The organism is Rikenella microfusus DSM 15922, assembly GCF_000427365.1.
Classification (GTDB): domain Bacteria; phylum Bacteroidota; class Bacteroidia; order Bacteroidales; family Rikenellaceae; genus Rikenella; species Rikenella microfusus.
In genome coordinates this window covers 1,013,516-1,031,846 of the sequence record NZ_KE386488.1, presented here as the reverse complement: position 1 = coordinate 1,031,846, position 18,331 = coordinate 1,013,516, and the positions used below count along the sequence as shown (strand labels likewise).

At 57.2% G+C, this 18,331-nt stretch carries 12 protein-coding genes, 1 tRNA gene and 1 CRISPR repeat array (1 of these 14 only partly in view); of the genes, 7 read left to right on the top strand and 6 right to left on the bottom strand.

Features of this window, described 5'->3' with window-relative positions:
* Nucleotides 1–720: 720 nt before the first annotated feature.
* The gene (locus RIKMI_RS0105465; protein ID WP_027290776.1) at nt 721–1,695 is read left to right on the top strand and encodes an ROK family protein; all 975 of its coding nucleotides are present in this window, start codon (nt 721–723) and stop codon (nt 1,693–1,695) included.
* A 657-nt stretch (nt 1,696–2,352) separates the two neighbouring features.
* Here RIKMI_RS0105465 and RIKMI_RS0105455 read toward each other — a convergent pair.
* Nucleotides 2,353–4,338, bottom strand: coding sequence for an LTA synthase family protein (locus tag RIKMI_RS0105455; RefSeq protein WP_115356398.1), 1,986 nt, complete (start codon nt 4,336–4,338; stop codon nt 2,353–2,355).
* A gap of 266 nt (nt 4,339–4,604) precedes the next feature.
* Between RIKMI_RS0105455 and RIKMI_RS0105450 the strand changes: the two genes are divergently transcribed.
* From RIKMI_RS0105450 to RIKMI_RS0105430, 5 genes are all read left to right on the top strand, one after another.
* Nucleotides 4,605–5,816, top strand: coding sequence for an ABC transporter permease (locus tag RIKMI_RS0105450; RefSeq protein ID WP_147288420.1), 1,212 nt, complete (start codon nt 4,605–4,607; stop codon nt 5,814–5,816).
* 129 nt (nt 5,817–5,945) lie between these two features.
* Complete coding sequence (locus RIKMI_RS0105445; RefSeq protein ID WP_115356456.1) at nt 5,946–7,955, top strand: OPT family oligopeptide transporter; 2,010 nt, start codon at nt 5,946–5,948, stop codon at nt 7,953–7,955.
* Between the two features lie 1,355 nt (nt 7,956–9,310).
* Nucleotides 9,311–9,718: an acyl-CoA thioesterase gene (locus RIKMI_RS0105440; RefSeq protein WP_027290771.1), complete on the top strand. Its 408-nt coding sequence runs from the start codon at nt 9,311–9,313 to the stop codon at nt 9,716–9,718.
* Nucleotides 9,719–9,783: 65 nt separating this feature from the next.
* On the top strand, nt 9,784–10,659 hold the full coding sequence (locus RIKMI_RS0105435) for a menaquinone biosynthetic enzyme MqnA/MqnD family protein (protein WP_245584939.1): 876 nt from the start codon (nt 9,784–9,786) through the stop codon (nt 10,657–10,659).
* A gap of 388 nt (nt 10,660–11,047) precedes the next feature.
* Nucleotides 11,048–12,001: a CorA family divalent cation transporter gene (locus tag RIKMI_RS0105430; RefSeq protein ID WP_027290769.1), complete on the top strand. Its 954-nt coding sequence runs from the start codon at nt 11,048–11,050 to the stop codon at nt 11,999–12,001.
* Between the two features lie 89 nt (nt 12,002–12,090).
* Here RIKMI_RS0105430 and RIKMI_RS0105425 read toward each other — a convergent pair whose 3' ends face one another.
* The 5 genes from RIKMI_RS0105425 to thrS form a co-directional block, all read right to left on the bottom strand.
* A complete protein-coding gene (locus tag RIKMI_RS0105425; protein WP_027290768.1) occupies nt 12,091–12,858 on the bottom strand; it encodes a CDGSH iron-sulfur domain-containing protein in 768 nt (255 codons plus the stop codon).
* Between the two features lie 926 nt (nt 12,859–13,784).
* Nucleotides 13,785–14,129: a 50S ribosomal protein L20 gene (gene rplT, locus RIKMI_RS0105410; RefSeq protein ID WP_027290767.1), complete on the bottom strand. Its 345-nt coding sequence runs from the start codon at nt 14,127–14,129 to the stop codon at nt 13,785–13,787.
* A gap of 204 nt (nt 14,130–14,333) precedes the next feature.
* Nucleotides 14,334–14,528: a 50S ribosomal protein L35 gene (rpmI, locus tag RIKMI_RS0105400; RefSeq protein ID WP_027290766.1), complete on the bottom strand. Its 195-nt coding sequence runs from the start codon at nt 14,526–14,528 to the stop codon at nt 14,334–14,336.
* A 64-nt stretch (nt 14,529–14,592) separates the two neighbouring features.
* Nucleotides 14,593–15,114, bottom strand: a complete 522-nt coding sequence (gene infC / locus RIKMI_RS13145; RefSeq protein WP_051214365.1) for a translation initiation factor IF-3 — start codon at nt 15,112–15,114, stop codon at nt 14,593–14,595.
* Nucleotides 15,115–15,225: 111 nt separating this feature from the next.
* Nucleotides 15,226–17,178: a threonine--tRNA ligase gene (gene thrS / locus RIKMI_RS0105390; RefSeq protein WP_027290765.1), complete on the bottom strand. Its 1,953-nt coding sequence runs from the start codon at nt 17,176–17,178 to the stop codon at nt 15,226–15,228.
* A gap of 303 nt (nt 17,179–17,481) precedes the next feature.
* Here thrS and RIKMI_RS0105385 point away from each other — a divergent pair.
* A tRNA-Leu gene (locus tag RIKMI_RS0105385) sits at nt 17,482–17,566 on the top strand.
* 148 nt (nt 17,567–17,714) lie between these two features.
* Nucleotides 17,715–18,331: direct repeats of the CRISPR family, unit length 36 nt; unit sequence GTTGTATCTTATTAAAAATCTACATCAAACCACAAC (it continues 207 nt past the right edge of the window).

Here is an 18,331-nt window from a genome sequence, read left to right as displayed (position 1 = left end):
TCCGGGCTTTAGCCTGTATTAAAAGTAGGTTTAAATGTACTGTCTTTCGCCGACAGGCGTTTGTTTTTCTTCGCCCGCTCATGCCGCGGGTGCGCCAGTTTCTCCGGACGCCTCATGCCGGCGGGGCACTTGCTTTCTTGGGCGGGCAAGAAAGCAAGCAAAGAACCCGCCGGGAATGCGATTTCCCGCTCCCGACTCCCGTCGGATCGGAAAATCGCACATTCCCGGGTCTGCAGCCTTTACCCGCACTTTGATGCCAATGTAAGAAGCCGGGGGTACTTTGTCAAAACTACGGTTTCATGGCCGGAGCCAGCGGAGGCGAAACAAGCGCAGCGCAGTTGCAGGCCGCCGCCGGGGGTGGCTCCGGCCTGACCGCTGACGCGGAAACTTGTTTTTAATTGTACGGTTTTTAATTTCCGCGATCCATAGGAATCGCCGGCTTTCGCACCTAAGCGGCAGAGCCGCTTGGGCACAGGGCCGGTTGGGAAGATCATTGCCTGATTTTGGGTAAAGTCGTATATAGTTACCGTATTTTATTCGGTTTTTATCGGGAGCCGCGGAAAAACGTACGCTCCGCAAACCGAATCCCGCAACGGTGCCGCCCCGTTCCGACGCCGCACAAAGAGCAGAAGACATACGGAGAATCGGTAAGATTCTGTTTTATTTTATAAAAAATCTTTATATTTGGGTTACGAAAACAATCACATAAACCAATAGCAAATGAAGCAATTAGCAGTAGGGATCGACATCGGGGGGACGAACTCGGTCTACGGGCTGGTGGACCGTGAAGGAAACATGTACGGCGAGGGCGTAGTACCCACCAAGAACTACCCGGATTTCGACCAGTACCTCGAAGAGCTTTATATCGGCATCCAGAATCTGGTCAAGAATCTCGATGGCGAATACGAAATCATCGGTATCGGCATCGGCGCCCCGAACGCCAATTACTACAACGGGACCATCGAATATGCGGCCAACCTTATCTGGCAGGGAGTGATTCCGTTCGTCGAGAAGATGAAACGCTACTATCCGACGATCCCGGTACTGATTACCAACGATGCCAATGCGGCGGCTATCGGCGAAATGGTGTACGGAGCGGCCAAGGGAATGAAAGACTTCATCGTCGTGACCCTCGGTACCGGTCTCGGAAGCGGTTTCGTCGCCAACGGCCAGTTGATCTACGGGCACGACAGTTTCGCCGGCGAGCTGGGACACGTGATCGTGAACAAGACGGCGAGCGCACGCGTCTGCGGTTGCGGACGCAAAGGCTGTCTGGAGACCTACGTGTCGGCGACCGGCATCAAACGCACGGCTTTCAAGCTGTTGGCCGACCATATCGAAGACAGCGAATTCCGCAATTACAGCTTCAACGAACTGACGGCGGAAATGATTACCAAAGCCGCGCTGAACGGCGACCGGCTGGCGATCGAAGCCTACGAATATACGGGTATGATTCTCGGGCAGGCGCTGGCCGATGCGGTGACGATCACCTCGCCGGAAGCCATCTTCCTGTTCGGCGGACTGGCCAAAGCGGGCAAATACATTTTCGAACCGACCAAAAAATACATGGAGATGCACATGCTCTCAAACTTCCGCAACAAAGTGAAGCTGCTGCCGTCGGGCATCGACGGGAAAAACGCGGCCGTGCTGGGAGCCTCGGCACTGATTTGGCAACAGCTCGAGGGAAGCAAATAAACCGGGCACGTATATATTTTCCATGAGGGGACGGCTCCCGAAAAACTGTGCCGGCTCAGCGCCTGACGGCTTCCGGCCGTCGGGAGAACGACGCGTGCCGACAACACAGGCATCGTGAACCGGGCATATAGATGCCGGTTTTATTTCCCGACATAAAAGGGCGGTATTCGATTGAGAATACCGCCCTTGATATTTTTGGTCCCGGCAATCGTTTTACCGCCGCCCGCCTTGTCGGATCAACTTCAACGTGCAGTCCAACACTTCGTCCGTCGGGACTTCGCAGTCGGGCAGCGTACCGCGTATATCTTCGTCCGTCGCACCGGTCTCATAGAGTTTACGCGAAGAGACACCGTATAAAAGTCCGGTATTCGGGAGTTGGAAAATATATTTCGGACCGGATGCCGCCGACATGCCGCCGGTTTCCTCGCCTGCGATCGCCCCCGTGTAGAAACGACCGAACGTCCGGGGCGATAAGAATGCCGACGAAAAATTCGGTGACTGGTCGGCACCCGGATTTTCCGGTAACGTTCTGCTTAAGCAACGTACGTTTCGGGTATTTGGGGCGTTCCTGCGGAGTGTGCCCGCTGGCGCGGTGTATACAGCCCCGACGTTTTTCATATGTTCCGGCTCCGCCCGGAGGGAACCGGCGCGATCCGGCTACCGGACGACGAAATCGCTTTTCTCCAGGCGTTCGTAATAGGTCTGGAGCAGCGCCTTCATCCGTTCCACCTGCGCCGTATCGGGTTCCGCGCCCTGTTCGATCAGGTTATGCCGCTCCAGCGGGTCGCGTTCCAGATCGAACAGGTGCGTCACCTCGTGTTCGTCGAAGAACATCGCCGTCGAGTCCGTGATCCACTGGAACGACTCGTTCAGGTAATTGATCGCGAACGCCCGTTCCGAAACCCGCGCGGAATCCGCCCGTATTTCGAAAATATCCTGCCCGTAAGCGAAATAAGGCTTGTCGTAGCCCGTCAGCCCCAGCAGCGTCGGCATCAGGTCGATCTGCTGCGCCACGTGCGGGTCGTCGCCGCGCAGCGAACCGTCCGGCGTGTAGAGGAAAAAGATAATGTGCGAGTTGCCGGTCGGCGCTTTCGACTCGTCGCCGTACACCTCGCTCGACACATGGTCGGCCGTGAAAACGAACAGCGTGTTTTCGTACCACGGCTGCCGGCGGGCGTAATCGAAAAAGTCGCGCAGCGAACGATCCGTATAAGCCACCGGCCGCTGCACTTTCGTGCGTCCTTCCGGCAGCATGTTTTCGTACCCTTCGGGCACGACGAACGGGTGGTGAGACGAGAGGGTGAAGATCGTGGCGAAAAACGGTTTCGGCACAGTGTCCAGTTCGCGGGCCATGTACTGCATGAACGGGCCGTCCCAGATACCCCAGTAACCGTCGTAATCGCGCCGTCCCATCTTCGCTTCGTAATCTTCGCGCGTGCGTGCGTTTTCCACTCCGGACAGCTTGGCATAGGCTACGAATCCCATCGACTTGTTTTCCGACCCGTTGAAGAACCAGGTCGAATAGCCCTCTTCGCCCAGCAGGCGTCCCAGGCCCCGGGTCTCGCCCAGCGATTGAGGCGTGACCACGAACGGGGTCTTGAACGACGGAATGGAACTCAGCACCGAAGGCAGCGCGTCGATCGACTTGCGGCCGTTGGCATATCCCCGACGGAAGAGGTACCCCTCGCGCATCAGCGAGTCGAGGAACGGCGTATAGCTCGCTTCGCCTTTGTACAACTCCGGGTTGAGGTAAGCCGAATGCTCATAGCTGAAACTTTCCAGCACGAAAATCAGGATATTCTTGCCCCGCTGCGTCCCGAACCTGTCGTGGCGCAGGCTGTCGGCCGCAGGGTAGCGGCAGGGCGAGAACCGGGCGGCGAGTTCCCGTTCGTCCGGGAAGTAGCGGACGTAGCTGATCTTCTTGTTGCTGATCGTGCGCAGGATACAGAACGGGTTGCTCAGCACCACCGACGCTTTGGCCGGCGAAAGGGCGTACTGCGCCGCATTGCTCATGGCGATGGGGCGGATGGCGTGGCTCAGGCCGCCCCGCATGCCTCCCACCAGCAGCACCGCCGAAACAAGGGTCATGAGCGATCCCGTCAGCACGAATGCCCAGCCGGACCGGATCCGCACCGGGGCCGGTTTTACCAGCCGATACAGCCGGACCATACCCCAGACCAGCACGATGGCGATTAGTACCAGATACCAGTTTTCGCCAGCCGCTTTCCAGAGGATATGTCCCGTATTGTCGTTGTCGGCGAAGTGCAGTTCGTCCACCGTCACCCGTTTTTTGGCGTAATGGAAATAGACGGTATCGGCCAGGTTCGTCAGCACGATGACGATCCCCGGAACGAGCCATGTCCAGAACAGCAGGCGGCGGTACCACTGCCGTCCGCGGGCGCGCAAGGGGAGCAGCGAGAGCACCGTGAACAGACAGTAGCAATAACAGACGCCCGCCGTATCGAAAAGCAGGCTGCCCCGGACGAGGGCCGGAACCTCGGCCCGGGTCATCGGCCCCAGCGTGTCGGTGTTGAGCAGGTAGAAAATAACGCGCAGCAGGAAAAGAAGCGCATAGACGATCAGCAGCCGCCAGGCGAGGACGGTGATGCTGTTGTGCAGCCACGGGCGCAGTCGTTCGTTCATCTTTATGCCTCGGAAAGGATAAAAGCATGAGGGACGACTGCCTGCACTTGAGGTACTAAGAGGAACCCGGCCGCGGACAGAAGCCCCCATGCCGTATGGTTCGTACAAGTACAATACGGACATGTGGCTTTCTGTTCCCGCGGCCGTGAAGTCTCTTAGTTTTCAAGTGCGGAACCTGAAGCTGTTATGTGTTTTCCCGGTATGTCGTTTCTAACGTATGTTCCGGATATCTGGTATTTTTCGGTTTCTTTCGGGGCAAAGGTACGATGTTTTCCGACGTACTGAAAAAAGAGTATCTTTGTCTCAAGTCCCGAACCGACTTCCGGGACATCACTCCCGACCATCCGATGCACAGGCTCGCCGTATTGCTCAAAAAGGAGTTCCTCCAGATCTTCCGCGACAGGTTCATGCTGCGGGTGGTGCTGCTGTTGCCTGTCGTGCAGTTGCTGGTGCTGCCGTTGGCGGCCGACTACGACATCAAGAACTTCCGGATGGCGGCCATCGACCGGGACGGTACTCAGTCGAGCCGCCGGTTGCTGACCAAGTTGCAGGCCGGGGGGTACTTTTCGCTGACGGACGCCGTGCCTTCGTGGACGCAGGCCGAACGGCTGATCGAACGGGGCGACGCGGACATGATCGTCGAAATCCCGGCGGACTTCGAGCGAGACATGGTGCTGGGCCGCAGTCCCGAAGTCTCGGTCCACGTTTCGGCCATCAACGGCCTGAGCGCGGGCGTGGCGGCCGGCTATGTCAATTCGATCGCGGGGGACTTCGCCGCGGAGTTAGTCGCCGAAGGAGCGCTTCCCGCGCCTGCGGCGACGGCGAAATATCCGGTACAGGTAAATATGGTCGCACAGGAGTGGTACAATCCCAGGTTCGATTATAAAACGGTCATTGTACCGGGCATTCTGGCTCTGCTGATCACGATCGCGGGGCTGTCGATGACGGCGCTCAACTCGGTCAAGGAGAAAGAGCGCGGAACGATCGAACAGCTGAACGTGACGCCGATGAGCCGCACGCGTTACATGCTGGCCAAGATGATTCCGTTTTTCCTGATCGGAGTGGTGCAGTTCACGATCGGGCTGGCGATCGCCCGGACGGTTTACGGCGTTCCGATGGTCGGGAGCATCGGGGTGTTGTACGGCATCGTCGTGCTGTATCTGGTCGGCGTCCTGTGTCTGGGATTCGTGATCGCCAATTTCTCGGAAACGCAGGTGCAGGCGATCTTCCCGACTTTCTTTATCATGATGATCCTGATTCTGATGAGCGGCCTCTTCACGCCGGTAGAGAGCATGCCGGAGTGGGCGCAGCGGGCGGATGCGGTCAATCCGGTGGCCCATATCATATCGGCCGTCAAGATGATCCTGGTGAAAGGGAGTTCGGCGGCGGATCTGTTGCCCCATTGGATCGGACTCGGCCTGTTCGCCGCGGCGATGGGGGTACTCTCGGTAGTCACTTTCCGCAAACTCCGGGCATAATCCGATCGCCGGGAAGGCGTTTTGCCGTATTCGATGTTTCGCCCGGACCGGAAGGCGGAGAAGGGCCGGACACGGCTGCGCCGCCCGGTGCGGAAAACGAACCCGCAGATAATCAAACCCGTAATACTGATGGAACGAAACGACCCGAACAACGAATTGTCGCAGGAAGGGCAGACCGTCGGACTGCCCGAAAACGCCTACCGCGAACTGGCCCCCGGCGAAGCCTATGAACCCGTGATGCGCGAAAAGGGATCGAAACCGAAAGAAGTGACCCCCTATTCGGTGATTTTCGGCATCGTCATGGCCGTCGTTTTCTCCGCCGCTGCCGCCTATCTGGGGCTGCGCGTCGGGCAGGTCTTCGAAGCCGCCATTCCGATCGCCATCATCGCTGTCGGCGTGGGGAACCTCACCGGCCGTAAAAACATGCTCGGCCAGAATGTCATCATCCAGTCCATCGGCGCCAGTTCCGGCGTAATCGTCGCCGGAGCCATCTTCACCCTGCCCGCCCTCTACATTCTGGGGCTTGACGCCGCTTTCTACCAGGTGTTCCTCTCCTCGTTGTTCGGCGGGATTCTCGGTATTCTGTTTCTGATTCCTTTCCGCAAATACTTCGTGAAGGACATGCACGGCAAATACCCCTTCCCCGAAGCGACTGCCACCACCGAAGTGCTGGTCAGCGGCGAGAAGAAGGGCAATCAGGCCAAACTGCTGGCCGTAAGCGGACTGGTCGGCGGGCTGTACGATTTCGTCATCGGCACCTTCGGCTGGTGGACCGAGACCGTCTCGACCCGTATTTGCGGCTGGGGCGAAGTCCTGGCCGAGAAAGCCAAGATGGTTTTCAAAGTCAATACCGGCGCGGCGGTATTGGGACTGGGTTACATCGTCGGCCTGAAATACGCCGCCATCATATGTGCCGGCTCGTTCACCGTCTGGTTCGTGCTCATCCCGTTCATCAGCCACTTCGCCGACGGGCAGACCGTCGCCGTGGGCGAAGGCGTGACGGCCCTGCTGGGCCAGATGACGCCGGAGGACATCTTTCGGAACTACGCCCGCCATATCGGTATCGGCGGCATCGCGATGGCCGGCGTGATCGGTATCATCCGTTCGTCGAAAATCATCCGCCAGGCCGTAGGACTGGCCGTCGGCGAACTGAGAGGCAAGAAATCCGCCGCTGGAGAGGACGACCGCCGCACCCAGCGCGACATCCCGATGAAGATCATCCTCGTCGGACTGCTGGTCACGCTGGCGGCGCTGTTCATCTTTTTCGCGCTGGGCGTGGTGCATAACCTTACGCTGGCATTGATCGGGATTCTGATCGTTTTCGTCATCGCGTTCCTCTTTACGACGGTGGCGGCCAATGCCATCGCCATCGTAGGCAACAACCCGGTGTCGGGGATGACGCTGATGACGTTGATCCTCAGCTCGCTGATCCTGGCGGGCGTGGGACTGCACGGTACGAGCGGCATGGTAGCCGCCATGGTGATCGGAGGGGTGGTCTGCACGGCGCTGGCGATGGCCGGCGGTTTCGTCACGGACCTCAAGATCGGCTACTGGATCGGTACGACCCCGGCCAAACAGGAGGCCTGGAAATTCCTCGGCACGGTGGTCTCGGCGGCGACCGTGGGCGGGGTGATGATCCTGCTGAACAAGACGTACGGTTTTACGGGCGAGGGGGCGCTGGTGGCGCCGCAGGCCAATGCGATGGCGGCCGTCATCAAACCGCTGATGGAGGGAGGCGCGACGCCGTGGCTGCTTTACGGGGCGGGGGCTGCGCTGGCGCTGATCCTGACGATGATCGGGGTGCCGGCGCTGGCGTTCGCGCTGGGGATGTTCATCCCGCTGGAACTGAACACGCCGCTGCTGGTGGGCGGCATCGTAAGCTGGTTCGTGACTACGCGTTCGAAGGATAAGGCGGTGAACACGGCGCGGCGCGACCGGGGCACGCTGATCGCTTCGGGTTTCATCGCGGGAGGTGCCCTGATGGGGGTGGTGAGCGCGATGCTGCGTTATTTCGGTTTCGACTGGTTCGCGAAAGGCTGGAACGGCACTGCCGGGGCCGAGGTGCTGGCGCTCGTGATGTACGCGGCACTGATCGGCTACTTCGTCTGGGACAGCAAGCGGGCGAAAGTCGGAGAGTGATATTCGCGTGCGGGGGAATGACTTTTGTGAGATTATCGGACTGCGAAGTCCTGTGGAACGGATGGGCCGCAGGCCTCGCTGCGTAAAAACCCGGTATCGTCCGGGCGCGGAAGTCGGATGGGTAAAGCATGGTAACCGTATGGTTATTTTTTTATTCGGGTCGGACGCCCGGGAAGCCTCGGGTAGTTACAGTCCGACTGGAGTGCCCAGCGACACCGGGCCTCCCGTGGGGGATGTGTCCGGCCCGCACGCTGATATGGGAATCGAATTTAATCGTAGGGTTAAACTGTCACTCCTTCGGTTTTGCGCCCGTCCCCCGAAGTCGCAAAGCCGGCGATTCTGAAGAATCGCATGACCTGCAAACTATGCGTTAATCTTATCTGCCGGAGCCAGCGCGGACTGTTTGCAGGCCTGCGCCGGGGGTGGCTCCGGCCTGACTAAGGGAGAACATTGCAATTATAAAGTACTCCCGGTTTCTTACTGGGTGTCGAAGTACGGGTAAAGGCTGCCGACCCGGGAATGTGCGATTTCCCGATCCGACGGGAGTCGGGAGCGGGGAATCGCATCCTCGGCAACTTTTTTGCTTACTTTTTGGGTCGCGCAACCGACGCAGCAGCCGAGAGCCATCGGGGTCGGCTTCGCTTTCCTCCTCGCCGTTCGGTAGTGCTTAAGCTAACTTGCACTGCTCTCACCGGCAGCGTCGGTTGCACGAATGGCCGAGGCGCCAGGAGGAACCGAGCAGCGTACCGAGACCAGAGGCCGTTTACGGACTATGGCGAGGAAGCGCGAGGAAGCCGCCGGCAAACCGTAGATAAAAAAGGAGATGCCCCGCCGGCATGAGGCGTCCGGAGAAGCCGGCGCCCCCGCACCGGCGGGCGGCGGAGCGCGTAAGCGCGAAGCCGCAGTAAGCCCATGAGCGAGAAGCTAAGCCCCCATGCCAATGGCGGCGCGCCCCGGAGGGGGGCGTGGGCGCGCCGAAAACGACAGAGCGGCCAGCAGAATCCCCGGCCAACGAGTAGCTGAGCCCCCGCGCCAGCGGGCGGGCCGCAACCTCTCTCGCGGAGGCCCGCCATTCGCCGCTCTACGCGCCGAAAGTTGCGACTGCTCCCGAGCGTCCGGATTTTACAGATAACCGTACTGTTGTTTGCCAAGAGTCGCAGCCTGCAGTTAAGTTAATAGGGTGCTTTCGGCCCAGCCCCCGTACCGAGCGGCTCCGGGCCTCCCGTGGCGCGGACCGGGATTATCTGAAGACCGGATATGCGTATAAAAGGGCAAAGCCGCATTTACTTCCCGGTTCGGTATGGCTCCGCGAGTACGGTTTTAAACGACATATGTTAAACGGTAACCAGTATTATATGATCACGACACCGATCCAGCTCCGCTTCAACGACATCGATATCCAGGGGCACATGTACAACGGCCAGTACCAGCACATCTTCGACCTGGGTAAGAACGAATATTTCGAACGCGTGCTCGGCATCGAGCACATGGACGGCGAGCAGACGGTCGTAACCGCCAGTTCGACCACTAACTTTTATGTCCCTGTGGGGATGAAAGACAGTATCGTCATCCGGACGAGCATCGAACGGGTCGGAACCAAAAGTTTCACCGTCTTCCAGCAGATGGTGGACCGGAATACCGGAACCGTCAAGGCCGACAGTCGGACCGTGCTGGTCGGCTGGAACGCGGTCGCCAAAGAAAGTTTCTCCATTCCGGACCAATGGCGCGAAAAAATCGAACGCGAAGAACACTTTACCGAATAAATTGCCTACCTTCGCGGTGAAAATTACGGATTTACCAAACATTATCCCCATGGGTGACGATCCCGGTGAGAATTACTGCTGTATCCTACCTGAATACGCTGCCGTTCATCTACGGCATCGAACAGCGGGTGGCGGTCTCCTCTTCTGCGTCGCGGCGTGCCGCGGTTCCGGAAGCGGGACGGTTGCTTGCAGGGGGGGATATTGCGCTCTCGCTTGAGGTACCGTCCCTCTGTGCGGCTTCCGCTATTGCGGGAGATACGGACATCGCTTTGGTGCCCGCGGCGGCCGTTCCGCTGATTCCGGGTTTTTCGTTTTCCTCCGTTCCGGCTCTCTCTCCGGACGGATTTACTCCTCAGGTTATTACGGATTTTTGCATCGGCGCCGAAGGGCCGGTCGAAACGGTCGTCCTGTTGTCGGACACGCCGCTGTGCGACGTGCGACGGGTCTATCTCGATTCTCATTCGCGCACTTCGGTACAACTGGTACGGGTATTGGCGCGGGAACATTGGCGCATCGGGCCGCAGTGGGTCGATTTTGCGGATTGCGGATCGGCTGCCGCTGCGGGCCGGGGGCTGGAATACGGCGAGGCGATGGTGGCGATCGGCGACAAGGTGTTCGCCCTGAAAGCGGCGCACCGGTATGCCTATTGTTTCGATCTGGCCGAGGAGTGGGCCGCCCTGACGGGCGGGCTGCCTTTCGTGTTCGCGGCGTGGGTGGCCTGTACGCGGGCGGGGCTGGAGTATGCCCCGCGTCTGAACGAGGCGCTGGCTTACGGGGTGGAGCATGTCGCGGAGTCGATCACGGAAACGGTCAATCGTTCGCGGGATTTCGATTTCGACGAGGCGTACCGCTATCTGACCCGTTCGATCAAATTCTCCCTGGATGACCGCAAACGCAGGGCAATGCGCCTGTTCTGGGAAAAAATCATATCGCCCGGCTGACTCGACCCTTCTGTCGCCGACTAATTAATCGTTCGTTTATTTCGTGCTGTTAGGTTTGAGGGTACTGTTCTCTTTGTGAACAAAGAGAACCAGAAAAACTTTTTGAGATGCTTGCGCATCTCCTGAGCTTGCCGGATACCCTTTCCTTTGAAAGTCTTATGTTGCCATTACCGGGGGCTATTTAACATAGTTAGATCTGATTAGCCCCCGGTAATGGCAACACAAAGAAAATTTCAATGCCAAAGGACTACGGAGCTTAAGGCGAAACACAACTGCTCGAAAGTCTTTTTGGTTCTTTTTCTGAAGAAAAAGAACAGTTGTCTCCAAAAACCTAAAACAGGGCGAATAAACGAACCGTTTATTAACGATTAACAGAGGAGCGAGTGAAATGATCATATTGTATTTGAAATCGATCAACAAGATCATCCGCGATCCCGAGCCCAAAGTGTTCGAAGAGCTGGGGTATGATGACCTGTTGTGGATCGACCTGGTGGTTCCGACCGCCAAAGAGCGCAAACTCGTAGAGAACTTCCTCGACATCAACCTGCTGACCCGCCAGCAAGCCGAAGAGATCGAGACCTCGTCCCGGTACTCCGAACTCGAAGACTCCATCATCTGCAACACCAGTTTCACCATACTCAGGGAAGGAGGGTTCGAAGTCGAGACCGTATCGTTCATCCTCAGCGAAGGTCTGCTTGTCTCCGAGCGGAACACCGACCTGCGTACTTTCAGCGAAGCCAGCCGCAAGATACAGATGAACTACCGGTCCTATACCACCGGTTATCACGTACTGATTTCGATCCTCGAAGCCCGTATCGACCTCGACGCCGACATGGTCGAAATCATCTCGCGCCGCATCGCCGCCCTCAATGCCGTCAATAACGACGTGGACAAAAGCGTCGATAAGGAAGTGCTGCTGGATATCAACCGGTTGCAGGAGAACACCATGATCCTGCGCGAAAGTATCTTCGACCGTCAGCGGCTCCTGTCCGGCATCCAGCGCAGCGAACGGTTCCCCAACGATATTTACCCGCGCGTCACCATTATGATCAAAGACGTCGGGTCGCTGCTCAACCACGCCGATTTCAGTTTCGAACGGCTCGAATTCCTCCAGGACACCTTTATGGGTCTTATCAATATCGAACAGAACAAGATCATCAAGATGTTTACCATCCTTTCGGTGATCTTCATGCCGCCGACCCTGATCGCCGGTATCTACGGGATGAACTACCGCCTCGCCCCGTTCGACGAATGGGAATACGGTTTCCAGTTCGCCATCGGGTTGATGTTCCTGTCCATCGGGCTTACCCTCTATTTCTTCAAACGGAAAAGATGGATGTAGCCCCGTTGTCCCCTGTCGGTTTCCCTTCGCCAACGCCTGTCCCGTAAGCAAAGGACAGGCGTTTTTTTCGGACTGTCAGCACGCGCGTTTCAGAATTCTTCGCCGTCCGGTTCGTGGGGCAGGCCGTCGCGGAACTTCATCGAAGCGTGCGTGCCGTCGCAGAAAGGCTTGTTCGATGACTGTCCGCAGCGGCACAGCGTTACCCGATTCCTCACCTGATAGGTGTAGCCTCCGGCATCCGTTACCGGTATTCCGCCGCGTACCCACAGGCCCGCGCTGCAACCGATCGCCGGGTCTTCCACGAGGTTGATTTCCGGGCCGGTTTCCAGCTCGTAGGGCCGCCCGCTCTCTTTGTCCCACGCCTTCAGCCGACCGGCCGGGCAGTGGTTCGCTTCGTAAACGGCTATTTCCCGGGCTTTCGGATCGTCGGAGGCTTCGGTCAGGTTCCACACGCGTCCGTAAGCGTCGCAAAAACGGGCGAATGCGCAGTAGCGTTCGTTGTCGGTCAGATTCATGGTCGGGCCTTCGATCGTTTCGGCGTCGGCGAGCAGGGGACGGTGCGGAGCCGTGAGCGTCGGGTCCCAGTCGTCGGCCTGCGCATGGCTGCCGTCGCAGTAAGGCTTGCGTTTCGAGTGGCCGCAACGGCAGAGGGCGACCGGGTCTTCGCCTGTTTCGTAGGGATGTGCCGAGGCTTTATAGGTCCAGGAGTTGCCTTCGTCGTTGGGCATGATGAATACCTGGCGGATGGGAATCTTGCCCCATACGAGATAAGGGCCGTCGGCGGTGATGTCGATGTGCAGACCGGGGGTTATTTCGGGAGTCCCCGGTTCGTAAGCGTTTTTCTTCGTGTCTTTCATATTTCTGTCCGGTTGTGTTTTCAAACGGTAACTATATACGGTTGTACCCTGTTTTATACGTAGGCCTGACTTTCAAGATATTGCGACCCGCGTTCTTCTCGGGAAAAACTCCCGGTCTCCTGTGCCGGGCGACACCGCAGGGCCGTATGGGGAGACCGGAGCCCGATTGGGGTAAAGGCGTATATAGTTGCCTTTCGAATAAGTATAGTGCTATCGTTACAGTTAAAACTCGAGTTCCGCATCAGCGGGCGGTTGCAGCTGTTGTCGGATCCGTTTTGCCTGCGGGGCATTCTTATGGAAGGCTTCGTCCATTCGGAGGTTTTGAGGCTGCGCGTATCGGTTGTTCGTATAATTTTGCCGGAATCTTCTGTGGGGTCCGGAGTCGGTTCCTTTCGCCGTCCGGTTGCGGAACTACGGCCGGTCCGTGCGCCGGGAGGCTGCGGAATGGGTCGAAAAATGACCGGGCGGGTTATCTCTTCGCCCGAATGCAGGGGCGTCGTATCTTTTGCCCGGTTCGTCCGTTACGCAGGCTTTCCACGGCGGGGCAGACGGGGGAAAGTATCGTTCCGGAGTTATCGCAACCTTTATGCCAACCTGATTTTTACCGTGATATAACGACAGTTTTCGTCGGCGTTTTTTCGGCTCGCGTCGGATCCTTTTGGTCTTTTGCCCGGATTTACATCGCCTTGTGCCGGACCGTTCGGACAAACAAGAGCTTTCGGTCGGAGCGGCTCCGTCGGATTTTTTGCCGGGGGGGCATATTCGATTCAGGCGGCACCGCAGATCGATAGAGGGAAATTACCGTCGAACAGGTTCGGGGTGTATCGAAGCAGGCAGCCAGATAAAGGCAGGGGGGAAACGGAATCTTCCGTTTCCCCCCTGCCTTTAAAAAAGCTGCGGCCCCGGATTCCGGGGCCGCAGGCGCACTATTTAACCGTTTTGATAATTTCGGCGAAAGCCGTCGGATGATTCATTGCCAGGTCGGCCAGTACCTTGCGGTTCAGGGCGATTCCTTTGGCATTGACCTTACCCATGAATTCGGAGTAGGTCATTCCGTTGGCGCGGACGGCAGCGTTGATACGCTGGATCCACAGGCCGCGGAAGTTGCGTTTTTTGTTCTTGCGATCACGATAGGCATAGGTCAGACCTTTTTCTACCGTGTTCTTGGCGACGGTCCATACGTTCGAGCGCGAGCCGAAATTGCCTTTGGCGAGCTTAAGGACCTTCTTGCGGCGAGCCCGGCTGGCTACCGCGTTTACACTTCTTGGCATAACGATGCTTTTTTCGACCGGCCGGCGATCGTTTCGGCTGGGCCTGGACGATGCTTGGGGAACCCCGGAGGTTCCGCCGGGCGCGATCTTCGGTTTGAAATAAAAGGACTACGGTTCCCGGATTTCGATTAACGAGGCCCCCGGACAACCGCTTCAGGGCCTGCTTTTACGATCAATCGTAAGCGTTTCCTCTCCCATGCGGGGTTATTTGACCAGCATCAGCTTCACGGCGGGCGTGTCGATGGCGCTCATGGTTCCCGTGTGGGTGAGGTTGCGTTTCTGTTTGGTCGTTTTTTTGGTGAGGATATGGCTTTTGAAAGCGTGTTTCCTCTTCACTTTGCCGGTGCCGGTCAGCGTGAAGCGCTTTTTGGCGGCGGCGACGGTTTTCATTTTCGGCATGGTCGAAATTATTTAATGGTTAATAGTGTTCCCTCTATGACATACCTGCCGTATGGCGCGGATGCTATTTTTTCGGTTTCGGGGCGAGCATGATGCTCATGCGTTTGCCTTCGAGCTTGGGCATCTGTTCCACTTTGGCCCACTCTTCGAGGTCCTGCGTGAAGCGCAGCAGGAGGATCTCCCCCTGATCCTTGAAGACGATCTGGCGTCCGCGGAAGAAGACGTATGCCTTGACCTTGGCTCCCTCTTTGAGGAAGTTTTCGGCGTGTTTGAGTTTGAAGTTGTAGTCGTGGTCGTCGGTCTGGGGGCCGAAGCGGATCTCCTTGACGACGACTTTGACGGCCTTGGCTTTGATCTCCTTGGCTTTCTTCTTCTGCTGGTAGAGGAACTTCTGGTAGTCGATGATGCGGCATACCGGCGGTTCGGCCTTGGGCGAGATTTCCACCAGGTCGAGTTCCTGTTCCTGCGCCATGCGAAGCGCTTCGGCCAGCGAATAGACATCCGGCCGTTCGATATTATCGCCCACAAGCCTTACTTGCGGTGCCGTGATCTCCCGGTTGATTCGGTGCGGGTTCTCTTTCTGCACGCGTCCCCGGAACGGGGGCCGCGGCGATCTGGGGCGGGGTGGTAGTGCTATGGTTGTGTCCTCCTTGAGTTATGGTTGGTTTTCGGTAGGCTGACAGCAAATTGCGTGCCGTCAGATGTTGTCGGCGATCGGACGGATCTCTTCCGCCACTTTGTCGGCCACCATCCGGGTGAAGTCCGGCAGGGTCATCGCTCCCCGGTCTTTGCCTTCGCCCTGCATGCGGACCGTAACGGTGTCGTTCGCCTGCTCGGTCTCGCCGACGATCAGCAGGATCGGCGTCCGTGCCAGCTCGTTGTCGCGGATCTTGCGGCCGATCTTTTCGTTGCGGTCATCGACGCGGGTGCGAATTTCGCAATTATTCAACAATTTAGCAACTTTTTTCGCGTAGTCGTTGTACTTTTCGCTGATCGGGAGCACGACGGCCTGTTCGGGGGTGAGCCACAGCGGGAACTTGCCGCCGGTGTGTTCCAGCAATACGGCCACGAACCGTTCCATCGAGCCGAACGGGGCGCGGTGGATCATGATCGGGCGGTGCTCCTTGTCGTCCGACCCTTTGTAGGTGAGGTCGAAACGTTCCGGCAGGTTGTAGTCTACCTGGATCGTTCCGAGCTGCCATTTGCGGCCCAGCGCGTCTTTGACCATGAAGTCGAGCTTCGGTCCGTAGAAGGCGGCTTCGCCGAGTTCCACAGTGGTCTGAAGCCCTTTTTCGGCGGCTGCTTCGATGATGGCGGTCTCGGCTTTGTGCCAGTTTTCGTCCGTACCGATGTATTTCTCTTTGTTGTTCGGGTCGCGCAACGATACCTGGGCCGTGAACTCTTTGAAGTCGAGGGTCTTGAAGATGTAGAGCACGATGTCGATCACCTTCTTGAATTCGTCCTTGAGCTGGTCGGGGCGGCAGAACAGGTGGGCGTCGTCCTGGGTGAATCCGCGCACGCGGGTCAGCCCGTGCAGTTCGCCGCTCATCTCGTAGCGGTAAACCGTCCCGAATTCGGCCAGGCGCACGGGCAGGTCTTTGTACGAGCGCGGTTTGCTGCGGTAGATTTCGCAGTGGTGCGGGCAGTTCATCGGTTTGAGCAGGAATTCTTCGTTTTCGTCCGGGGTATGGATCGGTTGGAAGGAGTCCTTGCCGTATTTGGCGTAGTGCCCTGAAGTGACGTACAGGTCTTTCATCCCGATATGCGGGGTGATTACCTGTTCGTAGCCGTATTGTTTCTGCACGCCTTTGAGGAAGTTTTCGAGCCGTTCGCGCAGGGCGGCCCCTTTCGGGAGCCACAGCGGGAGACCCTGGCCCACGCGGGGCGAGAAGGTGAACAGTTCGAGTTCCTTGCCGAGTTTGCGGTGGTCGCGTTTCTTGGCCTCTTCGACCAAGGCCAGGTATTCGTCCAGCATCGATTTCTTGGGGAAAGTGATGCCGTAGATGCGGGTCAGCATCTTGCGTTTTTCATCGCCGCGCCAGTAGGCGCCGGCCACGGCGGTCAGCTTCATGGCCTTGATGGGCGCGGTGCTGGGAATGTGCGGCCCGCGGCACAGGTCGGTGTACGAGCCGTTGGTGTAGAACGTGATGGTGCCGTCGGTCAGGTCGCCGATTAGTTCGCATTTATACTCGTCGCCTTTTTTCGTGTAGGTGTCCATCGCTTCGGCTTTGGACACTTCGCGGCGGACGAAGCGTTGTTTTTCCCGCGCCAGTTCGAGCATTTTCTGTTCGATTTTGGGCAGGTCGCTTTCGGTGATGGGGGTCGGGGAGTCCACGTCGTAGTAGAAGCCGTTGTCGATAGCCGGTCCGATACCGAATTTGATGCCGGGGTAGAGCTGTTCGAGGGCGGCGGCCAGCAGGTGCGACGAGGAGTGCCAGAAGGCGTGTTTGGCCTGGGGGTCGTCCCATTTGTGCAGTTTGATTTCGGCGTCGGTGTCGATGGGTTTCTGCACGTCCCAGCTTTCTCCGTTCACGGTGGCGGCGAAAGTTTCTTCGGCCAGCCGGGGGCTGATCGATTCGGCGATCTGGAGCGGAGTGGTACCCGCGGCGAACTTACGACTGCTGCCGTCGGGGAAGGTGATGTTGATCATACCTTTGGTTTTTGTTTCTGTGTTCCGTTGGAAAACGTATGAATTGCAAATTTAGGTATTTTTCCCGGTTTCGGTGTGTGGGGAGGCGGTCTGTGGCGGGTTTTTCTGTTTTTTTTGAGGAATGGGTTTGCACGGAACCGAAAAAGCGTTACCTTTGTGCCGCTGTCCGCAGGGTAGCAGGGTTCGGGCCAGTTTGTAAAGACGGTGCGGCTGAGGGGGGAGCGGTATGGAGAGTTGCATTGTCGGACGTTTTTTTCGAGCGGAACGAATTTCCTTGGCGACAGGGAATCTTGAAATAGAATTGCCCAGGTGGTGAAATTGGTAGACACGCTACTTTGAGGGGGTAGTGCCGGTTTACGGCGTGCAAGTTCGAGTCTTGTCCTGGGCACAATGGAGCCGCGTTGAACGAAAGTTCGACGCGGCTTTTGCTTAGTTTCCTGCCGTCGGACGCTTTGCGGAGCCGTCTAAGTTTCCGGCATAATCCAAAATTCTACATCAAACCACAACCTTCCAGTATCGCACAAGCCGAATCGACGGTTGTATCTTATTGAAAATCTACATCAAACCACAACGCTGGAATACCAATAGTACGTATTAAACCGTTGTATCTTATTAAAAATCTACATCAAACCACAACCTTCGCTTCGAAAGTAAACTCACGAGATTGGTTGTATCTTATTAAAAATCTACATCAAACCACAACGTTTGCCTCCGTAGGGTTCTCGGATTTTTGGTTGTATCTTATTAAAAATCTACATCAAACCACAACTATAGGGCCGACGGGACGCAGTATGTCCGAGTTGTATCTTATTAAAAATCTACATCAAACCACAACACAATCTGTTACTCATACACAGACGGCATTGTTGTATCTTATTAAAAATCTACATCAAACCACAACCGTGATACAGGGCCGTCAGCGATTCTTTCGTTGTATCTTATTAAAAATCTACATCAAACCACAACCAACGACGGTGCCACTTGCAACGACCCGGAAGTTGTATCTTATTAAAAATCTACATCAAACCACAACATCAGTCCCCCTCTGCCCGTCGCAAACAGGTTGTATCTTATTAAAAATCTACATCAAACCACAACAGAACTATGGTACTTCCGTGGCTAAGGATGGTTGTATCTTATTAAAAATCTACAT

Bases quoted from the DNA above. Each gene is read 5' to 3' on its own strand.
- RIKMI_RS0105465 (WP_027290776.1), top strand. From the start codon at position 721: ATGAAGCAATTAGCAGTAGGGATCGACATCGGGGGGACGAACTCGGTC.
- RIKMI_RS0105455 (WP_115356398.1), bottom strand. From the start codon at position 4,338: ATGAACGAACGACTGCGCCCGTGGCTGCACAACAGCATCACCGTCCTC.
- RIKMI_RS0105450 (WP_147288420.1), top strand. From the start codon at position 4,605: ATGTTTTCCGACGTACTGAAAAAAGAGTATCTTTGTCTCAAGTCCCGA.
- RIKMI_RS0105445 (WP_115356456.1), top strand. From the start codon at position 5,946: ATGGAACGAAACGACCCGAACAACGAATTGTCGCAGGAAGGGCAGACC.
- RIKMI_RS0105440 (WP_027290771.1), top strand. From the start codon at position 9,311: ATGATCACGACACCGATCCAGCTCCGCTTCAACGACATCGATATCCAG.
- RIKMI_RS0105430 (WP_027290769.1), top strand. From the start codon at position 11,048: ATGATCATATTGTATTTGAAATCGATCAACAAGATCATCCGCGATCCC.
- RIKMI_RS0105425 (WP_027290768.1), bottom strand. From the start codon at position 12,858: ATGAAAGACACGAAGAAAAACGCTTACGAACCGGGGACTCCCGAAATA.
- rplT (WP_027290767.1), bottom strand. From the start codon at position 14,129: ATGCCAAGAAGTGTAAACGCGGTAGCCAGCCGGGCTCGCCGCAAGAAG.
- rpmI (WP_027290766.1), bottom strand. From the start codon at position 14,528: ATGCCGAAAATGAAAACCGTCGCCGCCGCCAAAAAGCGCTTCACGCTG.
- thrS (WP_027290765.1), bottom strand. From the start codon at position 17,178: ATGATCAACATCACCTTCCCCGACGGCAGCAGTCGTAAGTTCGCCGCG.